28 protein-coding genes are annotated in these 19,478 nt (G+C 69.2%); 10 read left to right on the top strand and 18 right to left on the bottom strand.

What is annotated here, in order from left to right; genetic code table 11:
* Positions 1 to 64: 64 nt before the first annotated feature.
* From OG959_RS14450 to rpsJ, 15 genes are all read right to left on the bottom strand, one after another.
* Positions 65 to 250 carry a type Z 30S ribosomal protein S14 gene (locus OG959_RS14450; protein WP_003948630.1) on the bottom strand — a complete coding sequence of 62 codons (186 nt, stop codon included), beginning with the start codon at positions 248 to 250 and terminating at the stop codon, positions 65 to 67.
* Positions 251 to 252: 2 nt separating this feature from the next.
* Entirely contained in the window at positions 253 to 810 is a 558-nt protein-coding gene (gene rplE / locus OG959_RS14455) for a 50S ribosomal protein L5 (RefSeq protein ID WP_018550615.1), read from the bottom strand.
* A complete protein-coding gene (gene rplX / locus OG959_RS14460; RefSeq protein ID WP_018550616.1) occupies positions 810 to 1,133 on the bottom strand; it encodes a 50S ribosomal protein L24 in 324 nt (107 codons plus the stop codon). The genes rplE and rplX overlap by 1 nt, the downstream gene beginning before the upstream one ends.
* Positions 1,134 to 1,135: 2 nt before the next feature.
* Positions 1,136 to 1,504, bottom strand: a complete 369-nt coding sequence (gene rplN, locus OG959_RS14465) for a 50S ribosomal protein L14 (protein ID WP_003966950.1) — start codon at positions 1,502 to 1,504, stop codon at positions 1,136 to 1,138.
* Between the two features lie 107 nt (positions 1,505 to 1,611).
* Entirely contained in the window at positions 1,612 to 1,896 is a 285-nt protein-coding gene (gene rpsQ / locus OG959_RS14470) for a 30S ribosomal protein S17 (protein WP_073786784.1), read from the bottom strand.
* The gene (rpmC, locus tag OG959_RS14475; protein ID WP_024494976.1) at positions 1,896 to 2,120 is read right to left on the bottom strand and encodes a 50S ribosomal protein L29; all 225 of its coding nucleotides are present in this window, start codon (positions 2,118 to 2,120) and stop codon (positions 1,896 to 1,898) included. Before rpmC ends, rpsQ begins: the two co-directional genes overlap by 1 nt.
* Complete coding sequence (gene rplP / locus OG959_RS14480) at positions 2,120 to 2,539, bottom strand: 50S ribosomal protein L16 (protein WP_003966953.1); 420 nt, start codon at positions 2,537 to 2,539, stop codon at positions 2,120 to 2,122. Before rplP ends, rpmC begins: the two co-directional genes overlap by 1 nt.
* A gap of 5 nt (positions 2,540 to 2,544) precedes the next feature.
* Positions 2,545 to 3,381 (bottom strand): 30S ribosomal protein S3, encoded by an 837-nt coding sequence (rpsC, locus tag OG959_RS14485; protein WP_148020233.1) that lies wholly within the window; start codon positions 3,379 to 3,381, stop codon positions 2,545 to 2,547.
* Positions 3,381 to 3,728 carry a 50S ribosomal protein L22 gene (rplV, locus tag OG959_RS14490; RefSeq protein ID WP_026290933.1) on the bottom strand — a complete coding sequence of 116 codons (348 nt, stop codon included), beginning with the start codon at positions 3,726 to 3,728 and terminating at the stop codon, positions 3,381 to 3,383. Before rplV ends, rpsC begins: the two co-directional genes overlap by 1 nt.
* 42 nt (positions 3,729 to 3,770) lie before the next feature.
* Positions 3,771 to 4,052: a 30S ribosomal protein S19 gene (gene rpsS, locus OG959_RS14495; RefSeq protein WP_023539342.1), complete on the bottom strand. Its 282-nt coding sequence runs from the start codon at positions 4,050 to 4,052 to the stop codon at positions 3,771 to 3,773.
* Positions 4,053 to 4,064: 12 nt separating this feature from the next.
* Complete coding sequence (rplB, locus tag OG959_RS14500) at positions 4,065 to 4,901, bottom strand: 50S ribosomal protein L2 (RefSeq protein WP_024494973.1); 837 nt, start codon at positions 4,899 to 4,901, stop codon at positions 4,065 to 4,067.
* A 39-nt stretch (positions 4,902 to 4,940) separates the two neighbouring features.
* Positions 4,941 to 5,264, bottom strand: a complete 324-nt coding sequence (gene rplW, locus OG959_RS14505; RefSeq protein WP_014154589.1) for a 50S ribosomal protein L23 — start codon at positions 5,262 to 5,264, stop codon at positions 4,941 to 4,943.
* Positions 5,264 to 5,914 carry a 50S ribosomal protein L4 gene (gene rplD, locus OG959_RS14510; protein ID WP_326658572.1) on the bottom strand — a complete coding sequence of 217 codons (651 nt, stop codon included), beginning with the start codon at positions 5,912 to 5,914 and terminating at the stop codon, positions 5,264 to 5,266. Before rplD ends, rplW begins: the two co-directional genes overlap by 1 nt.
* A 4-nt stretch (positions 5,915 to 5,918) precedes the next feature.
* Positions 5,919 to 6,563, bottom strand: a complete 645-nt coding sequence (gene rplC / locus OG959_RS14515) for a 50S ribosomal protein L3 (RefSeq protein WP_136328436.1) — start codon at positions 6,561 to 6,563, stop codon at positions 5,919 to 5,921.
* Between the two features lie 14 nt (positions 6,564 to 6,577).
* The gene (gene rpsJ, locus OG959_RS14520; RefSeq protein ID WP_003948644.1) at positions 6,578 to 6,886 is read right to left on the bottom strand and encodes a 30S ribosomal protein S10; all 309 of its coding nucleotides are present in this window, start codon (positions 6,884 to 6,886) and stop codon (positions 6,578 to 6,580) included.
* Positions 6,887 to 7,392: 506 nt separating this feature from the next.
* Between rpsJ and OG959_RS14525 the strand changes: the two genes are divergently transcribed.
* From OG959_RS14525 to OG959_RS14535, 3 genes are all read left to right on the top strand, one after another.
* A complete protein-coding gene (locus OG959_RS14525; RefSeq protein WP_326658573.1) occupies positions 7,393 to 9,126 on the top strand; it encodes an RNA ligase family protein in 1,734 nt (577 codons plus the stop codon).
* The gene (locus OG959_RS14530) at positions 9,126 to 11,360 is read left to right on the top strand and encodes a poly(A) polymerase (RefSeq protein ID WP_326658574.1); all 2,235 of its coding nucleotides are present in this window, start codon (positions 9,126 to 9,128) and stop codon (positions 11,358 to 11,360) included. The genes OG959_RS14525 and OG959_RS14530 overlap by 1 nt, the downstream gene beginning before the upstream one ends.
* 112 nt (positions 11,361 to 11,472) lie before the next feature.
* The gene (locus tag OG959_RS14535; protein ID WP_326658575.1) at positions 11,473 to 12,399 is read left to right on the top strand and encodes an ornithine cyclodeaminase family protein; all 927 of its coding nucleotides are present in this window, start codon (positions 11,473 to 11,475) and stop codon (positions 12,397 to 12,399) included.
* Positions 12,400 to 12,415: 16 nt separating this feature from the next.
* On the opposite strand, the gene OG959_RS14540 is transcribed toward OG959_RS14535, so the two are convergent.
* Entirely contained in the window at positions 12,416 to 12,625 is a 210-nt protein-coding gene (locus OG959_RS14540; RefSeq protein ID WP_326658576.1) for a DUF397 domain-containing protein, read from the bottom strand.
* The gene (locus tag OG959_RS14545; protein WP_326658577.1) at positions 12,622 to 13,500 is read right to left on the bottom strand and encodes a helix-turn-helix domain-containing protein; all 879 of its coding nucleotides are present in this window, start codon (positions 13,498 to 13,500) and stop codon (positions 12,622 to 12,624) included. Before OG959_RS14545 ends, OG959_RS14540 begins: the two co-directional genes overlap by 4 nt.
* A 163-nt stretch (positions 13,501 to 13,663) precedes the next feature.
* On the opposite strand from OG959_RS14545, the gene OG959_RS14550 reads away from it, so the two are divergent.
* The 4 genes from OG959_RS14550 to OG959_RS14565 all read left to right on the top strand — a co-directional run bounded on the left by OG959_RS14550 (position 13,664) and on the right by OG959_RS14565 (position 16,618).
* A complete protein-coding gene (locus tag OG959_RS14550; protein WP_326658578.1) occupies positions 13,664 to 14,089 on the top strand; it encodes an ATP-binding protein in 426 nt (141 codons plus the stop codon).
* 298 nt (positions 14,090 to 14,387) lie between these two features.
* Entirely contained in the window at positions 14,388 to 15,341 is a 954-nt protein-coding gene (locus OG959_RS14555) for a helix-turn-helix domain-containing protein (protein WP_326658579.1), read from the top strand.
* A gap of 14 nt (positions 15,342 to 15,355) precedes the next feature.
* Positions 15,356 to 16,279 carry a hypothetical protein gene (locus OG959_RS14560; protein WP_326658580.1) on the top strand — a complete coding sequence of 308 codons (924 nt, stop codon included), beginning with the start codon at positions 15,356 to 15,358 and terminating at the stop codon, positions 16,277 to 16,279.
* Between the two features lie 105 nt (positions 16,280 to 16,384).
* Positions 16,385 to 16,618 carry a hypothetical protein gene (locus OG959_RS14565; RefSeq protein WP_326658581.1) on the top strand — a complete coding sequence of 78 codons (234 nt, stop codon included), beginning with the start codon at positions 16,385 to 16,387 and terminating at the stop codon, positions 16,616 to 16,618.
* Positions 16,619 to 16,630: 12 nt separating this feature from the next.
* On the opposite strand, the gene OG959_RS14570 is transcribed toward OG959_RS14565, so the two are convergent.
* Positions 16,631 to 17,926 (bottom strand): GNAT family N-acetyltransferase, encoded by a 1,296-nt coding sequence (locus OG959_RS14570; RefSeq protein ID WP_326658582.1) that lies wholly within the window; start codon positions 17,924 to 17,926, stop codon positions 16,631 to 16,633.
* 96 nt (positions 17,927 to 18,022) lie between these two features.
* On the opposite strand from OG959_RS14570, the gene OG959_RS14575 reads away from it, so the two are divergent.
* From OG959_RS14575 to OG959_RS14585, 3 genes are all read left to right on the top strand, one after another.
* Complete coding sequence (locus OG959_RS14575; RefSeq protein WP_326658583.1) at positions 18,023 to 18,400, top strand: nuclear transport factor 2 family protein; 378 nt, start codon at positions 18,023 to 18,025, stop codon at positions 18,398 to 18,400.
* A 122-nt stretch (positions 18,401 to 18,522) separates the two neighbouring features.
* Positions 18,523 to 19,026, top strand: a complete 504-nt coding sequence (locus tag OG959_RS14580) for a DUF6301 family protein (protein ID WP_442805570.1) — start codon at positions 18,523 to 18,525, stop codon at positions 19,024 to 19,026.
* Positions 19,023 to 19,466, top strand: coding sequence for a TY-Chap domain-containing protein (locus OG959_RS14585; RefSeq protein ID WP_326658585.1), 444 nt, complete (start codon positions 19,023 to 19,025; stop codon positions 19,464 to 19,466). The genes OG959_RS14580 and OG959_RS14585 overlap by 4 nt, the downstream gene beginning before the upstream one ends.
* Positions 19,467 to 19,478 lie beyond the last annotated feature (12 nt).

The following is a 19,478-nucleotide window of genomic DNA, read 5'->3' on the forward strand; positions in this document are numbered from 1 at the left end:
CCTGCCGACCAGATGCTTACCGAGAGTCTCCGGGTAATCCCAACGCCCAAAGGGCGAAGGAGATTTACCAGGAGCTCTTGGTCACGCCCGGCAGCTCGCCACGGTGAGCCATCTCACGAAGGCACACGCGGCACAGGCCGAACTTGCGGTAGACGGAGTGGGGCCGGCCGCAGCGCTGGCAGCGGGTGTACCCGCGAACGCCGAACTTCGGCTTACGGGCGGCCTTAGCGATCAGAGCCTTCTTCGCCACGGTCAGTTCTCCTTGAACGGGAAGCCGAGGTGACGAAGGAGGGCACGACCCTCGTCGTCATTGGTCGCCGTGGTGACCACGGTGATGTCCATGCCCCGGACCCGGTCGATCTTGTCCTGGTCGATCTCGTGGAACATGACCTGCTCCGTGAGACCGAAGGTGTAGTTGCCACGGCCGTCGAACTGCTTCGGCGACAGGCCACGGAAGTCACGGATACGCGGAAGCGCGAGCGACAGCGTACGGTCCAGGAACTCCCACATGCGGTCACCACGGAGGGTGACGTGGCAGCCGATCGGCTGCCCCTCGCGCAGCTTGAACTGCGCGATCGACTTGCGGGCCTTGGTGACGGCCGGCTTCTGACCGGTGATCGTGGTGAGGTCGCGCACGGCGCCATCGATCAGCTTGGAGTCGCGGGCGGCGTCGCCCACACCCATGTTGACCACGATCTTGACCAGACCGGGAATCTGCATGACGTTCTCGTAGGAGAACTCCTCACGCAGCTTGCCGGCGATTTCCTCGCGGTAGCGCGTCTTGAGACGCGGCGCAGTGGTGGTAGTCATCAGATGTCCTCACCGGTGCGCTTGGCAACGCGGATCTTGTTGCCCTCGTCGTCAAAGCGGTAGCCGACGCGAGTAACGACCTTGTTGCCGTCCTTCTCAACAACCAGCTGCACGTTGCTGACGTGGACGGGTGCCTCGGTCGTCACAATGCCACCGGTCTGCGAACCGCGAGCGGTCTGACCGGCCTTGGTGTGCTTCTTGACCCGGTTGACACCCTCGACGAGGACGCGGTCCTGAGCAGGGTAGGCAACGATGACCTTGCCCTGCTTGCCCTTGTCCTTACCGGTGATGACCTGAACCAGGTCGCCCTTCTTGATCTTCATGCTTACAGCACCTCCGGCGCGAGCGAGATGATCTTCATGAACTTCTTCTCGCGCAGCTCACGGCCCACCGGGCCGAAGATACGGGTGCCGCGGGGATCGCCGTCGTTCTTCAGAATGACGGCGGCGTTCTCGTCGAAGCGGATGTACGAGCCATCCTGACGACGACGCTCCTTGACGGTGCGAACGATGACGGCCTTGACGACGTCACCCTTCTTCACGTTGCCACCGGGGATCGCGTCCTTGACGGTGGCGACGATGACGTCACCGATGCCCGCGTAGCGGCGACCCGAGCCACCGAGAACACGGATGGTGAGAATTTCCTTCGCACCCGTGTTGTCGGCGACGCGCAGTCGCGACTCCTGCTGGATCACGTCTATCTCCTGATCGTCTGCCGGTTCCCGGCGGGGGCCGCTCCGTTACCGGAACGGACCCCCGCCGAGCCTGGCGGAACCTGCCTGAAGGGGAAACCCCTCAGGAATTACTTGGCCTTCTCGAGGATCTCGACGATGCGCCACCGCTTCGTGGCGGACAGCGGCCGGGTCTCCATGAGGAGGACACGGTCGCCGACGCCGGCGGCGTTCTGCTCGTCGTGAGCCTTGAGCTTGTTCGTACGGCGGATGACCTTGCCGTACAGCGCGTGCTTGACGCGGTCCTCGACAGCGACGACGACGGTCTTGTCCATCTTGTCGCTGACGACCAGACCCTCACGGGTCTTGCGGAAACCGCGGTCGGTGTTCGTCTCAGTCACAGTCTTCTCGCTCATCAGACGCTCTCCACCGTCTCGATGCCGAGCTCGCGCTCACGCATCAGGGTGTAGATCCGGGCGATGTCCTTACGGACGGACTTGAGCCGGCCGTGGTTCTCGAGCTGTCCGGTCGCCGCCTGGAAGCGGAGGTTGAACAGCTCTTCCTTGGCCTCGCGGAGCTTGTTGAGGAGCTCCTCGTTGCCCAGCTCGCGCAGCTCGGACGTCTTGGTACCGGCCGACATCACGACTCACCTGCCTCGCGCCGAACAATCCGGCACTTCATCGGAAGCTTGTGAGCAGCGCGGGTGAGCGCCTCACGAGCAATCTTCTCGTTCGGGTAGGACAGCTCGAACATCACCCGACCCGGCTTGACGTTCGCGATCCACCACTCGGGAGAACCCTTACCGGAACCCATGCGGGTCTCGGCAGGCTTCTTCGTCAGGGGACGGTCCGGGTAGATGTTGATCCAGACCTTGCCGCCACGCTTGATGTGACGGGTCATCGCGATACGAGCGGACTCGATCTGACGGTTCGTCACGTACGCCGGGGTCAGCGCCTGGATGCCGTACTCGCCGAACGCAACCTGCGTGCCACCCTTGGACATACCGCTGCGCTTCGGGTGGTGCTGCTTGCGGTGCTTGACCCTACGGGGGATCAGCATTTCGGTCAGGCCTCCGTTCCGGTGCTCTCAGCCGCCGGAGCAGCGGCGGACGCCTCGGCCTTGGGGGCCTCGGCGGCCGGAGCCGACTGCTGCGGCTTGCGGCCGCGACCGCCACGCTCGCCACCACGGCCACCGCGGCCGGCCGGACGGTCAGCGCCGCCACGGGCCGGGCGGTTGCCCGCACGGGCAGCAGCGTTCTCGGCGCGGACCTCGGCGATGTTCTTGACGTCGCCCTTGTAGATCCAGACCTTCACGCCGATGCGGCCGAAGGTCGTCTTGGCCTCGAAGAAGCCGTAGTCGACGTTCGCACGGAGGGTGTGCAGGGGCACGCGGCCCTCGCGGTAGAACTCCGAGCGGGACATCTCGGCGCCGCCGAGGCGACCGCCGCACTGGATCTTGATGCCCTTGGCGCCGGCCTTCATCGAGCTCTGCATGCTCTTACGCATGGCGCGACGGAAGGAGACGCGGGAGGAGAGCTGCTCGGCGACGGCCTGGGCCACCAGCTGAGCGTCCACCTCGGGGTTCTTGACCTCGAGGATGTTCAGCTGGACCTGCTTGCCGGTCAGCTTCTCCAGCTCGCCACGGATGCGGTCGGCCTCGGCGCCGCGGCGGCCGATGACGATGCCCGGGCGGGCGGTGTGGATGTCAACGCGGACGCGGTCGCGGGTGCGCTCGATCTCAACCTTCGAGATGCCGGCTCGCTCCATGCCCTTCGTCATCATGCGACGAATGGCAACGTCTTCCTTGACGTAGTCCTTGTACAGCTTGTCGGCGTACCAACGGGACTTGAAGTCCGTGGTAATGCCGAGCCGGAACCCGTGCGGGTTTACCTTCTGGCCCATTACCGGGTTCCTTCCTTGCTGCTGACGACCACGGTGATGTGGCTGGTCCGCTTACGGATCCGGTAGGCACGGCCCTGAGCACGCGGACGGAACCGCTTCAGGGTCGGGCCCTCGTCCACGTACGCCTCGCTGATGACCAGCGAAGAGGCGTCAGGGTGGTCGTAGTTGTGTGCAGCGTTGGCAATGGCGCTGTCAAGCACCTTGCCAACCGGCACGCTCGCGGCCTGCGGGGCGAAACGCAGGACCGCCTGAGCCTCCGTGGCATCCATGCCACGGATGAGGTCCACCACTCGGCGGGCCTTCATGGGCGTGACGCGGATGTACCGCGCCTGGGCCCTGGCTTCCATGGTTGTCCCTTCGGTGTGAGTCATAGTCGTTTCCACCCCGCGCTAGCGGCGCTTCGACTTCCGGTCGTCCTTGACGTGGCCGCGGAAGGTGCGAGTCGGCGAGAACTCGCCGAGCTTGTGGCCGACCATCGACTCGGTGACGAACACCGGGACGTGAATCTTGCCGTTGTGCACCGCGATGGTGTGACCCAGCATGGCCGGGATGATCATCGAGCGACGGGACCAGGTCTTGATGACGTTCTTGGTGCCTGCCTCGTTCTGTACGTCCACCTTCTTGATGAGGTGGCCGTCGACGAAGGGCCCCTTCTTGAGACTGCGCGGCATCTAAACCCGCTCCTAGCGCTTCTTGTTCGTCTTGCGGCGGCGGACGATGTACTTGCTCGATGCCTTCTTCGGCGAGCGAGTACGACCCTCCTTCTGACCCCACGGCGAGACCGGGTGACGTCCACCGGAGGTCTTGCCTTCACCACCACCGTGCGGGTGGTCAACCGGGTTCATCGCGACACCGCGGACGGACGGGCGAACGCCCTTCCAGCGCATGCGGCCGGCCTTGCCCCAGTTGATGTTCGACTGCTCGGCGTTGCCGACCTCACCGATGGTGGCGCGGCAGCGGGCGTCGACCAGGCGGATCTCACCCGACGGCATACGAAGGTGGGCCATGGTGCCCTCCTTCGCCAGCAGCTGCACGGAGGCACCCGCGGAACGGGCGAACTTCGCGCCGCCGCCGGGCCGCAGCTCGATGGCGTGGATGGTCGTACCGACCGGGATGTTGCGCAGCGCCAGGTTGTTACCGGGCTTGATGTCGGCGGCCGGGCCGTTCTCGACACGGTCGCCCTGACCCAGGCCACGCGGCGCGATGATGTAGCGCTTCTCGCCGTCCGCGTAGTGCAGGAGCGCGATGCGCGCGGTGCGGTTCGGGTCGTACTCGATGTGCGCGACCTTGGCCGGCACGCCGTCCTTGTCGTGACGACGGAAGTCGATCACGCGGTAGGCGCGCTTGTGGCCACCACCCTGGTGGCGAACGGTCACACGACCGGTGTTGTTACGGCCGCCCTTGCTGTGCAGGGGGCGGACCAGCGACTTCTCCGGCGTGGACCGCGTGATCTCGACAAAGTCGGCGACGCTGGAGCCACGACGGCCCGGGGTCGTCGGCTTGTACTTGCGGATACCCATTTCTCAGTCCTCGTCCGATTCCGGACGACTCGACCTCCGTTAGGAGGTCGGGCCGCCGAAGATGTCGATTCGGTCGCCCTCAGCGAGGGTCACGATGGCGCGCTTGGTGTCAGCGCGCTTGCCGAAACCGGTCTTGGTGCGCTTGCGCTTACCCTGACGGTTGATCGTGTTGACCCCGGTGACCTTGACCGAGAAGACCGCTTCGACGGCCTGCTTGATCTGGGTCTTGTTGGAGCCGGGCGCGACGATGAACGTGTACTTGTTCTCGTCGAGCAGCGCGTAGCTCTTCTCCGAAACAACCGGCTTGACGAGAACGTCACGCGGGTCGGAGTAGGTCTTGCTGGTAACGGTCGCCTCGCTCATCAGGCGTCGCTCCCTTCGGTCTCAGCGGTCTGGGGGCCAGACACGAAGGACTCGAAAGCGGCCTGGGTGAAGACCACGTCGTCAGAGACGATCACGTCGTACGTGTTCAGCTGGCCCGGGTCCAGGATGTGCACCTGGGGCAGGTTGCGTGCGGAGAGCCACGCGGCCTCGTCGTTGCGGTCGACGACCAGGAGCACGTTGTTGCGCTCCGAGATCTTGCCGAGCAGCGACTTGGCGGCCTTCGTGGAGACTCCACCCTCGACCACGCCGGTGACGACGTGGATGCGGGAGTGACGCGCCCGGTCGGAGAGGGCACCGCGCAGGGCGGCGGCCTTCATCTTCTTGGGGGTGCGCTGCGAGTAGTCACGCGGCTGCGGGCCGTGGACGACGCCACCGCCGACGAACTGCGGTGCGCGGGTCGAACCCTGGCGGGCGCGGCCGGTGCCCTTCTGGCGGTAAGGCTTGCGCCCACCACCACGGACTTCGCCGCGACGCTTGGTCTTGTGCGTGCCCTGACGGGCAGCTGCCAGCTGTGCGACAACGACCTGGTGGATCAGCGGAACGCTGGTCTTCGCGTCGAAGATCTCCGCGGGGAGCTCGACGGTACCGGCCTTGTCGCCTGCCGGCGAAAGGATGTCAATGGTGCTCATTACCTCAAGCCCCCTTGGCCGCGGTACGGACCAGGACGAGGCCGCCGTTCGGACCGGGGACTGCGCCCTTGATGAGGAGCAGACCCTTCTCCGCGTCAACCGCGTGGATGGTCAGGTTCTGGGTGGTGACGCGCTCGTTACCCATCCGACCGGCCATGCGCATGCCCTTGAAGACACGCCCAGGGGTGGCACAGCCACCGATCGAACCGGGGGAACGGTGCTTGCGCTGGACGCCGTGACCGGCGCCGAGGCCCTTGAAGTTGTGACGCTTCATGACACCGGCGAAGCCCTTGCCCTTGCTCTTGCCCGTGACGTCAACCTTGACGCCGGACTCGAACACCTGGGCAGTGATCTCCTGGCCCAGCGTGTACTCGCTGGCGTCAGGGGTGCGGAGCTCCACCAGGTGGCGGCGCGGAGTCACGTCGGCCTTGGCGAAGTGACCCTTGAGGGGCTTGTTCACCTTGCGCGGGTCAATCTCGCCGAAGGCGATCTGGACCGACTCGTAGCCGTCGCTGTCGTTCGTACGCACCTGCGTCACGACGCACGGACCGGCCTTGACGACGGTCACCGGGACAACCCGGTTGTTCTCGTCCCAGACCTGGGTCATACCGAGCTTCTCGCCCAGGACGCCCTTGATGTTCTTGCTCATCTCGGCCCGTCCCCTCAGAGCTTGATCTCGATGTCGACGCCAGCCGGCAGGTCGAGGCGCATCAGCGAGTCAACCGTCTTCGGCGTGGGGTCGAGAATGTCGATGAGGCGCTTGTGCGTGCGCATCTCGAAGTGCTCGCGAGAGTCCTTGTACTTGTGCGGCGACTTGATGACGCAGTACACGTTCTTCTCAGTGGGCAGCGGCACCGGGCCCGCGACCGACGCACCAGTGCGGGTCACCGTCTCGACGATCTTCTTCGCCGAGGAGTCGATGACCTCGTGGTCGTAGGCCTTGAGCCGGATGCGGATCTTCTGTCCCGCCATGGCTACTAGTAGTCCTGTCTCTCGTAACGCTCTGGAACCCGAGGTTCTGGTAACTCCGCCTCCGACCCACGCGGTCGGGCGTGTCGCATCCCCTCTACGAAAATCTCCCGAAGAAGATCCCAACCAAGGGGGTGCGGGCCTGAGACCGCGCTGCCGGGGGAGGAACCCCACCGGGCGCCTGGCCGGTGCCACACATACGCTTCCCGAAAGATTCCCGTACGTCCGGCCCTTACAGGGCCGACGAGTACTGTGGGACTCGCTTCCGGTCCTCCCGGCGGGAGGCGCGCAGCATTGACACTCAACCGAGCAACCTGGTCAGTGTGCCATACGGGGCACGAGCCTGGCCAATCGGGCGGAGGATCTTACCCCCCGCGCCGCCATGGTCAAACGCGGGCACGAACCGCGGCGGCCGGCCCGTTCGCCCCGCCCCGATATTCGGTCGAGGGCCGCACTCCCCCGCCCCTAGTGTGACCGGCCGGGACGGCGACTCACCGGGGGCACAGAACATGCGTACGCACTATCCACGGACCCCGCATCTGCCCTGGTCACCCGGGGCCACCTCGGACGACGTGCGCCTGGCCGACCTCGCCGGGCTGACCGGCTCCGAGGTCGTGGTCACCGAGAAGCTGGACGGCGAGAACACCACGCTGTACGCGGACGGGCTGCACGCCCGCTCCCTCGACTCGGCGCACCACCCCTCCCGCGGCTGGGTCAAGGCGCTCCAGGGCCGCATCGGCCCGCGCATCCCGGCGGGGTGGCGGATCTGCGGCGAGAACATGTTCGCCCGCCACTCCATCCCGTACGAGGACCTCGCGAGCCACTTCTACGGCTTCTCCGTCTGGGACGGAGACCGCTGCCTGGCCTGGGACCCGACCGTGGACTTCCTGCGGGACCTGGGCATCCCGACGCCGCGGGTGCTGTGGCGCGGGGTCTTCGACGCCCGGGCCGAGAAGGCGCTGCGCGCGCTGAAGCCGGACACGCTGCGCCAGGAGGGTTACGTCGTCCGCCCCGCCGAGAGCTTCCCGGCCGCGGCGTTCAGGCGGCGCGTGGCGAAGTGGGTGCGGCCGGGCCACGTGACGACGGACACGCACTGGATGCACGCGGAGGTGGTGGAGAACGGGCTGGGCCCGGCCGCCGCCCTGTGGGCCGTACGCTCGGGCGCCCCGGTGGACCCGGCGGCGCTCGCTGTGGCGGTCGGCACCAGGGCGGGTGAGGCTCCGGGCGCACCGACACACCCGGCGGCGCTCGCCGTCGCCACGGGCCTCGTCCCCGGCGACGCACCGGCCGCCCTCGCGACGGCCGACGCCCTGGACGCACGGGGCCGCACCGGCGACGACCGGCTGGCCGGGGTGCTCGCCGCCCTGCTCCACCGCATCCCCCGCGCCGCACTCGCCCCGCTGCTCGCCGGACCGCTCGGGATGCCGCTCGCCCGGCGGACCGCGGACCTGGTCGGCCTGTACCCCGCACTGCACCGCCCTTACCCGGACGACGAGCGCCACGCGGGCCTGGCCAGGATGGCGCTCGCCGCCGACCTGCCGGTCCTGCACGCGCTGGCCGGAGCACTGGCCGAGACGCCCGAGGCCCGCGAGCAGGTGGAGTGGTCGGCGCTGCACGCGGCGGAGGTGGCGGAACCGTCCGGGCTGCGGGAGTCCTTCGCGGGCCTGGAGCCGGACGCTGCCGCCCGCTGCCTGGCGCAGGCCCGTGAGGCGTACGCGCTGGGCCGCATCGGCACCGCGGAGGAGGCGGTCGCTGCGACCTGGCGGTGGCGGTCCGGTGACTTCCCCTCCCTCATCCACTTGGCCGGCCCCTCCGGCAGCGGCAAGAGCACCTTCGGCCGCGGCCTGCCGGGCGTCGCCACGTACCTCTCCCTCGACGACCTGCGCGAGTCCCGGGGCTCCCGCGCCGACCAGAGCGCCAACGCGGACGTCCTGCGCGAAGGGCTGGACCGCCTCGACGCCGCTCTCGTCCCCGGCGCCACCGTGGTCTGGGACGCCACCTCGCTCAACCCGCACCAGCGCTCCCTGGTCCACGCGGTCGCCCACCGCAGGGACGCCCTGCTCACCCACGCCGTGGCCTGGGTCGGCGCAGACGAACTCACCACCCGCAACACCCGGCGCAGCCACCCCGTCCCCCCGGAGGTCCTGGCCTCCCAGCTGCGCCGCTTCGCACCCCCGTATCCCGGCCAGGCCCACCGCACCTGGTACATCGGCACGAGCGGAACCGTGGAGGACCGGACCTGATGCGTACGAGCGAGGAGATCTACCACCGGGTCCGCTGGGACGCCCGCTTCGACCCGGCGCGCTTCGTCCTGGGCGTCGCCCAGCGCGGCCGGGACCCCAAGCGGGTGCCGCTGGAACGGTTCACGCCCGGCGGGGACATCCCCTGGCACCGGGTGCTGTTCTTCGAGGCGGACGGCGAGGTGGTGTGGGACCGGTCCTCGGGGGCGGACCGCATCGACGAGACGGACGCGGGCCGGGTGCGCAGCCCGCGCCGGCTCCCCTCCCCTTACTTCACCTCCCGCGTCCCGCACGCCTTCTCCCCTACTACGGGCACCTGGGAACCGTCGCCCGCCCGGCCCCCGGCCGGCCCGTCCGGTCCGCTGACGGTGCTCACCTGGAACACCCTCTGGGACCGCTACGACAGCGACCGCATCGACACGGCCCGCCGCCGCCCGCTCCTCCTCGACGCCCTGCGCGCGGCGGAAGCGGACGTCATCGCACTCCAGGAGGCGGAGCCCGCGCTGCTGGAGCTGCTGCTGGCCTGCGACTGGATTCGGGACGGATACGTCCTCGCCACCGACCCGGCGGGCCGTGACGTACCGGACTGCGGGCTGCTGCTGCTCAGCCGGCTGCCCGTGAGCGAGGCGGCTCTGCACGTGCTCGGCCCGCACAAGGCGGTGGCCGCAGCCGTCGTCGAGACGACCGAGGGCCCCGTCACGGTGGCCGTGACCCACCTCAGCAGTGACCACTCCCCCGACGGCGCCACTCGCCGCGACACCGAACTGGCCGACCTGGCAACGGGGTTGGCGGGCATCGAGGGCGAGCTCCTCCTCGTCGGCGACTTCAACGACGGCGGCGACCACCCGCAGACCCGCCTGGCGATGACGGACGCGTGGACCGAGGTGCACGGCCCCGCCGACACCACTCCCACCTTCGACCCGTCGGTGAACCCTCTCGCCGCCGTCTCCTCCCTCTCCGGCCGCGTCTCCCGGCTGGACAGGGTCCTGCTGCGTACGGAAAGGCTGCACGCCCGGTCGGCGGTCCTGACCGGAGAGACGCCCGGCCCGGAGGGGCTGTACGTCTCCGATCACTACGGGGTACGGGTGGAGCTGGGCCCGCCCCTTCCGCCGGCCGAAGGGGATGACGGCGTGACGGAACGGGTCGCCGCCGCCCTCCCCGGCGCCCGCGTCCACGTCGTCGGTTCCCGCCGCATGGGCTGCGCGCTGCCCGGCGCGGACCTGGACCTGGTCGCGGCCCTGCCCGGCGCCGTCGAGCCGGCGGGGGTGCGGTCGCTGCTGACGGCTGCGTTCCCGGAGGCGCGGGACCTGTATGAGGTGGCGGGCGCCCGGGTGCCCGGCCTGCGCTGGCGGCTCGACGGCCTCCGGGTCGACCTGGTCACCGTGGCGACCGGACCCCTGTCCCCCGACGAGGCGGTCGCCCGCCGCTCCGAGCTGGGCGACGCGGCGGCGGTCGCGCTGAGCGCGGTGACCGACGCCGAAGCGGTGCTCATGGCGGCGGATCCGTACCGGGAGGCCTTCGCCGCTCTCGCCCGGGACGTCAAGGCGTGGGCGGGCGCGAGGGGCCTCGACTCCGCGCCCTGCGGCGGGCTGCCGGGCCTCGCCTGGGCCGTCCTCGCCGCCCGTACCGCTCGCGAGGCCGGCGACCCGCCGCCGCTCGCGCTGCTCCGGCACTTCTTCGCGACCTGGGCGGCGTGGGACTGGGACGAGGCGGTGGGCGGGGCCGGGGCGACCGGTGACCCGGTGACGGTGCTGACCCCGACGGCTCCGGTGCGTTCCTGCACCACGCAGGTCTCCGTCGCGGGCCGCGATCTCCTGGCCGCCGAGCTGTACCGGGCGTGGGAGATCCTGGAGGCGGCGGAGGACGGCGCCGACCCGCGTGCGCTGCTGTGTGCGCCGCCGCGCCTGTCCGACCTGCACCCGTCCTGGGCGCTGGCATCGGTGCCCCCGGGCGGGCCCGACGAGGGGCGGCTACGCGGGCGGCTCCTGGCCCTGGCCGCCGCCCTCGCCGAGACGGGCGCCGCCGACTGCCGCATCTGGCCGCGCCCGCTCACGGCCGGCGGCCGCACGGGGTACGCGATCGGGCTCGGTGCGACGCCACCACCGGCTCACCGGCTGGCGGAGATCGGGGCGGAGGTGCTGCGGGGGATCCGGGACGCGTCGTTGGCCCCGGTGGGGCTGCCCGCGCTGCGGTCGAGCGGGGACGCGGCGTTCGCGGACCTCCTCAGCCCGGCGTAGGCCGAGCGGCTGACTTCCTGTCTGGGTCCGAGGACGGATGACCGCGCGGGGCCGATCCGGCAGGGTGATCTCTGCCGCTACCCCACTACTGCTCACGCGAAGGAAGTGCGCGATGTCCGTGCTGCTGCTGAATGACGACGACGTGCGTGCTCATCTCGACGCTCCCACGGCCGTCCGCGCCGTACGGAACGCTCTCCTGGCCGCGAATGAAGGCGGTCTCCACGCGCCGCCACGGGTCCGTGCCGACCTCGGGGGCGGTCAGCTGGTGTTCACGGCAGGCCATCTGCGCGCGGAGAAACTGTTCGGCTTCCGTGCCTACGACACCCTCGTCGGAGCGGAGCAGCTGGTGGCCGTGTGGGACACCGAGGGCGGGCGGCTCCGGGCCGTCGTGCACGGCGATGAGCTGGGCGCCCGACGGACCGGCGCCATCGGTGCCGTAGCGGTGGACGCGGCGGCAAACCCGGGACCGGTACGACTCGGGCTGGTGGGAGCAGGCACGCACGCCTGGACACAGCTGTGGGCCATCAGCTCGGTGCGACAGGTGAGGGAGGCCACGGTGGCGGCCCGCAGACCGGAACGCGCGGAAGCGTTCGCCCGGCGGGCTGACGAGGAACTGGGTGTCACGGTACGGGCGGTGCGTACGGCGGAGGAGGCGGTACGCGATCACGACGTCCTGGTCGTCGCCACGAACAGCCCGGTGCCCGTCCTCGACGCCGACTGGATCGCGCCGGGGACGCATGTGACGACGCTCGGGCCGAAGACGATCTCGCGCCACGAAGTGCCCGAGGCGTTGGCAGACCGGGCCGACGTGCTCTTCACCGACTCACCGGCCCAGGCCACCGCCTACAGCGAGCCGCACATCCTCCCCGTCGACCGGATGATCGCTCTGGGCGCCATCCTGTCCGGTACGGCGACGGGCCGGACGAGCCCGGAGCAGATCACCGTCTTCTGCTCCGTCGGCCTCGCAGGCACCGAGGTCGCTGTCGCGGCCGCGCTGGGGGAGGCGGCGCATCACCACGCGAGGCGGCTGCGGCCCTGATCGAGGATGCTGCTGATCAGCGCCCGGCAACGTACGGGACGAAGCCCGCCCATGCGGTCTCACCAAAGGTGAGCTGTGGGCCGGACAGGTTCTTCGAGTCGCGGACGTGCATGGCGCCGGGGGCGGTCGCGGTCTCGACGCAATCGCCTTCGTTGCCGTCGCTGCTGTAGCTGCTCTTGAACCAGACCAAGCCGGAAACGCCTTGCACAGAAGCTCTGCGGTTCATGTCTCTCCCAGCATTCGTTCGATGAGGGCCAGAGTGTCGCGGGGTGTGAGGGCTTCGGCCCGGATGGTGCCATACCGCAGTTCAAGAATACGGAGCTGTCTCGGCTCACTCACCCGGCGCCCGTTGAATGCCCCATTCGACCATCCCACTGCCGAACCATCTTCGAACTTCATCGCCCTGATGTCACCGTCCATCCCAGGATGTGCCTCTCGATGCGTAGGCATCACCTGGAGGGTCACATTGCGCAACTTCCCGATCTCCAGCAGCCGTTCGAGCTGGCGTCGCCACTCCAGCGTGCCTCCAATGGGGCGCCTGAGTGCCGACTCCTCCTGAACGAAGCTGAGAGCGGGCGCAGGCGACCGCCCGTAGATCGACTGCCGCGCCATGCGCGCGGCAACCATCCGTTGCACCTCGTCCTGCGAGTACGGGGGCTGCCGGGCCTCGAACAGCGCCCGAGCATGGCCCGGGGTCTGCAACAGCCCATGCAGGCCGTGCGCCACATAGGCCGCAATCTCCACAGCCTTCGCCTCGACGCCGGCCAAGTCCCGCACCTTCTTCGGGTACCGAACCGCCGCCACATCCCGCTTCATCGCGGCGATCTTGCCGCCCGCGCCGAGCACGTCGTCGGACCTGTCCAGGAACTCCGGCCGAGGAATCCGCCGCCCGCCCTCCACCTTGCGGACCAGGTCCTCCCCGTACCCGATCGCGGCACCGAACTCGCAGGCCCGCATCCCGGCCGCCTCCCGCCAGGCCCTGATCTGGCGCCCCACGGCAGCGACCACCGCAACGCCCGACTCGTCATCGGGATCGACATCCCAACCGGGCTCGTCCGCCCCGCCGCCGCCCTGCTCCGTACCGACCCCGTCCGCGCTCATCCGTGCCCCACTTCCGACGTGCGTGCCATTCCTGCTCAACCGCTTCTGTTCCCCGCACGTCACTCCGGACAGCTGGGACAGCGCTGGACAAGCCCGGGACAATCACCGTACGCAAGGGCTGTGCCACTGGGCACGGTACGCAGACGCAGCCACGCTGAGTGACGTGAACCAACAAACCGCCACCCCCCAACACCCCACCACCGCACGCACGTTCACCGTGCTGCTCTCCCCCACCCGCCGGGGCGCCCGGCTCGCCCGGCTCCTCGCCGTGGCCCATCTCGACCTCTGGGGACTGCCCTCCGAGTCGGCCGCGCACATCGTCGCCGAGCTCGCCACCAACGCCACGGTCCACGGCCGGGTGACGGGCCGGGACTTTCAGCTGCGCCTCGCCGCCCACGATGACGGCCGGCTGCGGATCGAGGTCACCGACACCCGTGGCGACCGCCTGCCCGTCGCCACGGCCCCCGACCCGCTCGCGGAGAGCGGGCGCGGCCTGATCGTCGTCGAGGCGCTCGCCACCCGCTGGGGCATCACTCCGGGCCCGGTCCCGCGCAAGACGGTGTGGGCGGAACTCGACCTCGTACCGTGACCGGCTCCACCGGGTCGCGGATGCCCACGACCTACGCGGCCACGACCCGGTGGACCACGACGCGGCTGCCCACGACGTCTAAAGGCTTTTAAAGAACTTGGGGAAATAACCCAACCAAACCCAACCCCACCCCCGCCCTGACCTGCATCACCCGCGCGAGTGAACAATGACAACTGGGCTGGATTCGAGGCTGGTTGGTCGGCATATGCTCGCCGCGACAACCACAGAACGAGACGGCCCCCGCCGAGACAGCAAATCTCAACCGGGGGCCTGACCACGAGGAAGAAGTAGCTTCCCGATGGATACCCCGCAGGTTATCGCGCCCCCGTGCGCCCAGCCCGGCTCCCCCGGCACCCTTCCCGACGTCACGCCGACATCCGGCGTCATCCACGTCAACACCCGCCACAGCTCCGGCTTCGTGATCATCGGCAACCACCTCGCCCAGCACCACAAGCTCTCCCTCATCGCGATCGGCCTCGCCGTCCACATCCAGTCACTGCCCGCCGGAGCCAAAGTCGGCATCAAGGTCCTCACCGACCGCTTCCCCGAAAGCGAAGCCCGCATCACCGCCGCCCTCCACGAACTCGAAGCCGAGGGCTACATCCACCGCAGCCGCGTACGCCTCCCCAACGGCCGCGTCACCACCCGCACCATCTCCTACAACAAGCCCGGAGCCACCGCCCCCACTCCACAACGAGAACAACGAGAACCCCGACGGCAGGCGCCCACCGCACCCGCACCACCCCCTCCCTCGGCCGCGGAACCCTCCGCACCGCCGCTCCCCGCACCCGTCTACGTACCGGCCCCCACAGCCCCCAGGAAGCAGCCCCCGCCACTCCCCCAACCCCACACACCCACCCCGGAACTACTCCGAACCGCCGAAGCCGTCCTCACCGACCTCCGCCGCCACACACCCCAACTCACCCTCAAGGAAGAAGACATCCCCGCCCTCGTCCCCGGCATCGCCGCCTGGCTCGAACGCGACGTTCACCCCGACACCATCCGCCACGCCCTCACCGACCAACTCCCCATCCCCGTCAAACACCCCGCGAAGTTCGTCCGCAGCCGCATCACCGCCCTCCTGCCACCCCCACTCCCCGGCACCGCAGACCTCACCCCACCGCCCCGCCCCAAACCCCTCACCATCCCGCTCCAGAACTGCGACACCTGCGACCGCGCCTTCCGCGCCACCCACCCCGGCCACTGCCGCGACTGCCAAAGCAACACACACGCAGCCACCTACGCCCTCTGAACGGACCCGCACGCATGGTCAGCTCACCCCACGAAGCGATGCACCGCATCTTCCAGGAGTACCCCGGCCTCTTCTCCCGCGTCTCCGAAGTACTCGGCATCGACATCCCGCCGCCCACCTCCGCGACCGTCCTGCCGAACGACCTCACCGAGAACAGCCCCGTCGAACGCCGCGTAGACACCCTCCTGCGCATCGAGACGCAAGACGACGGCCCCTTCCTCCTCGCCGTCGAAGCCCAAGGCAAGAAGGACCCCCGCAAGACCACCAGCTGGCCCTACTACGTCAGCTACCTCCACAACCGATACGGCGCCCTCCCCGTCCTGCTCCTGGTCGTCTGCCAGGACCACACCACCGCCCAGTGGGCCGCCACGCCCATCACCATCGGCCTCCCCCAATGGCCCACCCTCACCCTCAACCCACTCGTCGCCGGACCCCACAACATGCCCGTCATCACCAACGTCGCCGAAGCCCGCAAAGACCTCGCACTCGCCACCCTCGCCGCCATCACACACGCCGACAATCCGGACGTCGATGCCATACTGAAAACGCTCTCCGCCGCACTGCGCGACACACCCGAAACCCTCGCCGACCCCATCGTCGAACTCACCGCACAGGGCCTGGGCAACCGCCCGGCCGCACAACAATGGAGGAACCTGGTGGCCGTGGACACGTCTTTCTACACATCCTTCATGTCCGAAGAAATCCGAGACGAAGGCCGAGCCGAAGGCCGAGCCCAAGGCCAAGCCCAAGGCCAAGCCGAAGGTCAGGCAAAGGGCCAGGCAGGGAGTCTCCTGTTGATCCTCGAAGCACGCGGTATCGCCCTCACCGACGAGCTCCGACAGAAGATCACGAGCTGCGCCGACTCCCACCTGCTGAACCAGTGGCTCCAGCGCGCTGCCACTGCTACCACGGCCGAGGAAGTCTTCACCGGGCAATAGCCCCCGCCCAGCCGGAGGCGTCGCTGCCCGCACAGGACAGCGACAGCCACCGCCCAGAGGCACGACGACGAGGGGCCTGGGGCCTTGGATCTCTACACATCCTTCATGTCCGAAGAAATCAGGGACGAAGGCCGAGCCCAAGGCCGGGCCCAAGGCCAAGCCGACAGCCTCCTGCTGGTCCTGGACGTGCGCGGCATCGCGCTCACCGAAGCGGCCCGCAAGAAGATCACTGCCTGCACCGACACTCAACTCCTCCACCAGTGGCTCGTACGCGCCGCCACCGCCACCACCGCCGAAGAAGTCTTCGCCGAGGATCCCGAGGACCCCCAGGGTCACTGAGCGGCCAGGCCATCAGAAGCCGAACGTGTTGTGCGGTTCGGGGTCGGCCCGGAACATCCGGCCGAGCCGGCCGGTCGCGCCGTCGGTGTGCTGCGTGAGGTGGCCCGCGTACGCGAGGTCGTGCGCCGACATGCCGCCGAAGTAGAGCGCGCTGAGCGCCGAGAGCGCGAGGGTCAGGTCCGCCGGCTCGTCGGTCGGCACGCACGTCACCGCGGCATCGTCTGCTCGGAGCTTCCAGGTCCCGTTGTTCCCCGGACACATCCGGTCGTCGTCGATGGTGAATCGCAGCGTGGCGGGTGTGAGGTACGCGCGTTGCGTCAGGGCGCGTGGGACGTCGAGAAGGCGCGCCCAGAGGTTGTCCGTCTGGCGGGTGACGCGCATCGCCCGCGGGTTCGTCAGCATCCATCGCAGGGGTTCGTCGCGCGGACGGGCGGGCGCCACGACGGTCTTGGTGAGGTCGAAGTCGATGAGCAGTCCCCACAGCGCGCGGTAGGCCGCCGGGTTCATCGCCTCCAGGGCCTCCACCACGAGCGTTCCCGCCCGGTCCGCGGTCGGGGACCACGGCAGCCGGAAGTGAGCGATCCCGTCCACATCGCCGTGCCGGTCGCGGTGGACGAGGTAGCGCAGCGGTCCGTTCGTACCATCCGCTTCGTCGGACAGCCCGTCCCACCGCCCGGGGAGCGGGCTGAGTTCCCCGACGCGCCGCGCACGCACGTGCGCATGCACCCGGGGCCAGGCCTCTCTCGCGTCCGCAGCGGCGACCAGCTCGAGCGACCCGGGATCCGGTGCTGCCGGAAGGAGGGCCGCTTCGTGGCGCGCCAGCTCCCAGCGGGTGCGGTAGGTCGCGGGCGAGAAGCCGAACCGCCCGTAGATGCTGCCCTCGCTCGCGCTGAGCATCGCCAACGGCTCGCCCCGCTCCAGAGCCGCCTCGAACATGGCCTGCATCATCTGCCGCAGGCAGCCGCGCCGACGATGCGTCGCGATCACCCCGGTGGAAGTGACGCCGGCCATCCTGACCGTCCCTCCGCCGGGCACCGTCACCTCGAAGGAGATGGCCCCCGACGCACCGACGCATCTGCCGTCGGCGAACGCCGCGATCGGGTGGAAGGACGCGTCCGCACTGTCGGCCGCAGCCATTTCCTCCAGCTGATCGGCGCCGGCGGGCGCGCGTTGTGGAGGCCAGGGCTCGGGGCCGCCGTGCCACGCGGCGTCCGCGGGCTCCCAACTCGGCATGCCGTTCGCGAACGGCAAGGTCCGGTAGTACGCGGCCATCTCGTCGCGTCGCGGCGGGCGGACTTCAGTCACCATGCCGGATATTGCATCCCTCAGCCGCGCAGGCGGGCAACCGCATATCCGTGGGCCACGTCCATGTGAGTGTCAGTGGCCCGTGCGAGGGTTGCTCTCATGAACCCTTCGGGCGTGGTCGAGGAATTGTGGGATCGGATCCAGGCGCGCGACTGGTCAGGTGTCGCCGATCTGGTCGCAGAGGACGTCGTGGTGGAGTGGCCGGTCAGCGCCGAGCGCATCGTCGGCAACAAGAACTTCGTCGCGGTGAACCGCGAATACCCGGAGGGCTGGTCGATTCGGGTGCTGCGGATCGTGGCCGCCGGCAGCGAGGTGGTCTCCGAAGTCGAGGTACCGCACGACGCGTTCGGCGTGTTCCGGGTGGCTTCGTTCTGGACCGTCGAGCGGGGACGGATCGTACGGGGCCGGGAGTACTGGACGAGTCTGGGTGCCGACCCGCGCCCGGAGTGGCGGGAGCCCCTGACCGAGCCCATGTGAGGCTCGGCTCGTGCCGGTCACGGGGGAACAACGGCGTGCCATGATCGGCGAAATGTCAGCCGCACGAGGGTGAGGAGGACGGGGGCGGGCCCGTGAGGGTGGTGCCGCGCCTCCGGGGGCGTATGACGCAATGGCGTGCGTTGAGTGATACCGAGGTTGTCGAACTTGCGGCACGGCTGCGGTCGTTGGAATGTACGTGGGAGCTGGGGGCCACGCCGAGCTCCAGACGGTCCGCACAGTTCACGCGTCAGGCGCTGATGATCCGGCCGCGTTGGGAACTCCTCGACACCGGGTTCAGGCGGCCCGGGCGTGGCTCGTCCCGCACCAGACGGGCGCAGGACGAGGGAATGGTCGAACGCGTGCGGCTGCGTCTGACCGACTACGGGGCTGAATGGGCCCTGTCCCAGGACGCGTTCGCAAGGATGGCCGCCGCACTGCACACGTCGTTGGGTGCGCCGACGGACCGCAGGCCGGGCAGCACTGCGGCGATTCACTGGGCGGCCGGTCCCGATACCACCCTGGTTCTCGAACACACGGGAGACTCGGTGTACTTGGAACTGGTGACCAACAAGCGGCTGTCCCTCGACGAGGAACTTCTGCGGATGGACGAGGAAGGACTGCTGTGACGGGCTGGGACGGGTTCGGGGAGAGGCTCGCCGAGCAGCTGAGCACGCTGAGCGCCGGATCGGTACTGATCATCCGCGAGGGCGGAGGGACGGGCCGGTACGCGCAGTTCCTGCAGAGCGACGAAGGGGTGGAGGCCGAACTGGTCGGTGATCACGGTCTCGACCCGGCGCTGCGTGCGGGAGAGGCGGGTTCCCGGCTGATCGTCGAGGCAGGCTGGAAGCCGCCCCAGGACACCGTCTACGGCCACAACTGGTGGGCCGAGCTGCCCTGGCCGTCGTCTTCGGACGCGTACCGGAAGCTGGCGGGGATGACGGTGACCGGACTGCGCGACGGCCTGCGCATCACCGGCCCGGAGGCTCTGCTGTACGAGGCGTGGGACGGGCGCAGAGGCAATCGCGACCTCGTCCTGCCGCTCCTGGGCCTCGACCCGAAAAGCTGACGAAAACCTGAC

The sequence above is a fragment of the Streptomyces sp. NBC_00385 genome, from assembly GCF_035917155.1.
Taxonomy (GTDB): Bacteria; Actinomycetota; Actinomycetes; order Streptomycetales; family Streptomycetaceae; genus Streptomyces; species Streptomyces poriferorum.

Bases quoted from the DNA above. Each gene is read 5' to 3' on its own strand.
- rplD (WP_326658572.1), bottom strand. From the start codon at position 5,914: ATGAGCACCATTGACATCCTTTCGCCGGCAGGCGACAAGGCCGGTACC.
- OG959_RS14525 (WP_326658573.1), top strand. From the start codon at position 7,393: ATGCGTACGCACTATCCACGGACCCCGCATCTGCCCTGGTCACCCGGG.
- rplP (WP_003966953.1), bottom strand. From the start codon at position 2,539: ATGCTGATCCCCCGTAGGGTCAAGCACCGCAAGCAGCACCACCCGAAG.
- rpsQ (WP_073786784.1), bottom strand. From the start codon at position 1,896: ATGAGCGAGAAGACTGTGACTGAGACGAACACCGACCGCGGTTTCCGC.
- rpmC (WP_024494976.1), bottom strand. From the start codon at position 2,120: ATGTCGGCCGGTACCAAGACGTCCGAGCTGCGCGAGCTGGGCAACGAG.
- OG959_RS14530 (WP_326658574.1), top strand. From the start codon at position 9,126: ATGCGTACGAGCGAGGAGATCTACCACCGGGTCCGCTGGGACGCCCGC.
- OG959_RS14565 (WP_326658581.1), top strand. From the start codon at position 16,385: ATGTCCGAAGAAATCAGGGACGAAGGCCGAGCCCAAGGCCGGGCCCAA.
- rplV (WP_026290933.1), bottom strand. From the start codon at position 3,728: ATGGAAGCCAGGGCCCAGGCGCGGTACATCCGCGTCACGCCCATGAAG.
- rplC (WP_136328436.1), bottom strand. From the start codon at position 6,563: ATGAGCAAGAACATCAAGGGCGTCCTGGGCGAGAAGCTCGGTATGACC.
- rplX (WP_018550616.1), bottom strand. From the start codon at position 1,133: ATGAAGATCAAGAAGGGCGACCTGGTTCAGGTCATCACCGGTAAGGAC.
- rplE (WP_018550615.1), bottom strand. From the start codon at position 810: ATGACTACCACCACTGCGCCGCGTCTCAAGACGCGCTACCGCGAGGAA.
- rplB (WP_024494973.1), bottom strand. From the start codon at position 4,901: ATGGGTATCCGCAAGTACAAGCCGACGACCCCGGGCCGTCGTGGCTCC.
- OG959_RS14560 (WP_326658580.1), top strand. From the start codon at position 15,356: ATGGTCAGCTCACCCCACGAAGCGATGCACCGCATCTTCCAGGAGTAC.
- rpsS (WP_023539342.1), bottom strand. From the start codon at position 4,052: ATGCCGCGCAGTCTCAAGAAGGGGCCCTTCGTCGACGGCCACCTCATC.
- OG959_RS14540 (WP_326658576.1), bottom strand. From the start codon at position 12,625: ATGAACCGCAGAGCTTCTGTGCAAGGCGTTTCCGGCTTGGTCTGGTTC.
- rpsJ (WP_003948644.1), bottom strand. From the start codon at position 6,886: ATGGCGGGACAGAAGATCCGCATCCGGCTCAAGGCCTACGACCACGAG.
- OG959_RS14545 (WP_326658577.1), bottom strand. From the start codon at position 13,500: ATGAGCGCGGACGGGGTCGGTACGGAGCAGGGCGGCGGCGGGGCGGAC.
- OG959_RS14570 (WP_326658582.1), bottom strand. From the start codon at position 17,926: ATGGTGACTGAAGTCCGCCCGCCGCGACGCGACGAGATGGCCGCGTAC.
- OG959_RS14555 (WP_326658579.1), top strand. From the start codon at position 14,388: ATGGATACCCCGCAGGTTATCGCGCCCCCGTGCGCCCAGCCCGGCTCC.
- rplW (WP_014154589.1), bottom strand. From the start codon at position 5,264: ATGAGCGAGGCGACCGTTACCAGCAAGACCTACTCCGACCCGCGTGAC.
- OG959_RS14575 (WP_326658583.1), top strand. From the start codon at position 18,023: ATGAACCCTTCGGGCGTGGTCGAGGAATTGTGGGATCGGATCCAGGCG.
- OG959_RS14535 (WP_326658575.1), top strand. From the start codon at position 11,473: ATGTCCGTGCTGCTGCTGAATGACGACGACGTGCGTGCTCATCTCGAC.
- OG959_RS14580 (WP_442805570.1), top strand. From the start codon at position 18,523: ATGACGCAATGGCGTGCGTTGAGTGATACCGAGGTTGTCGAACTTGCG.
- rpsC (WP_148020233.1), bottom strand. From the start codon at position 3,381: ATGGGCCAGAAGGTAAACCCGCACGGGTTCCGGCTCGGCATTACCACG.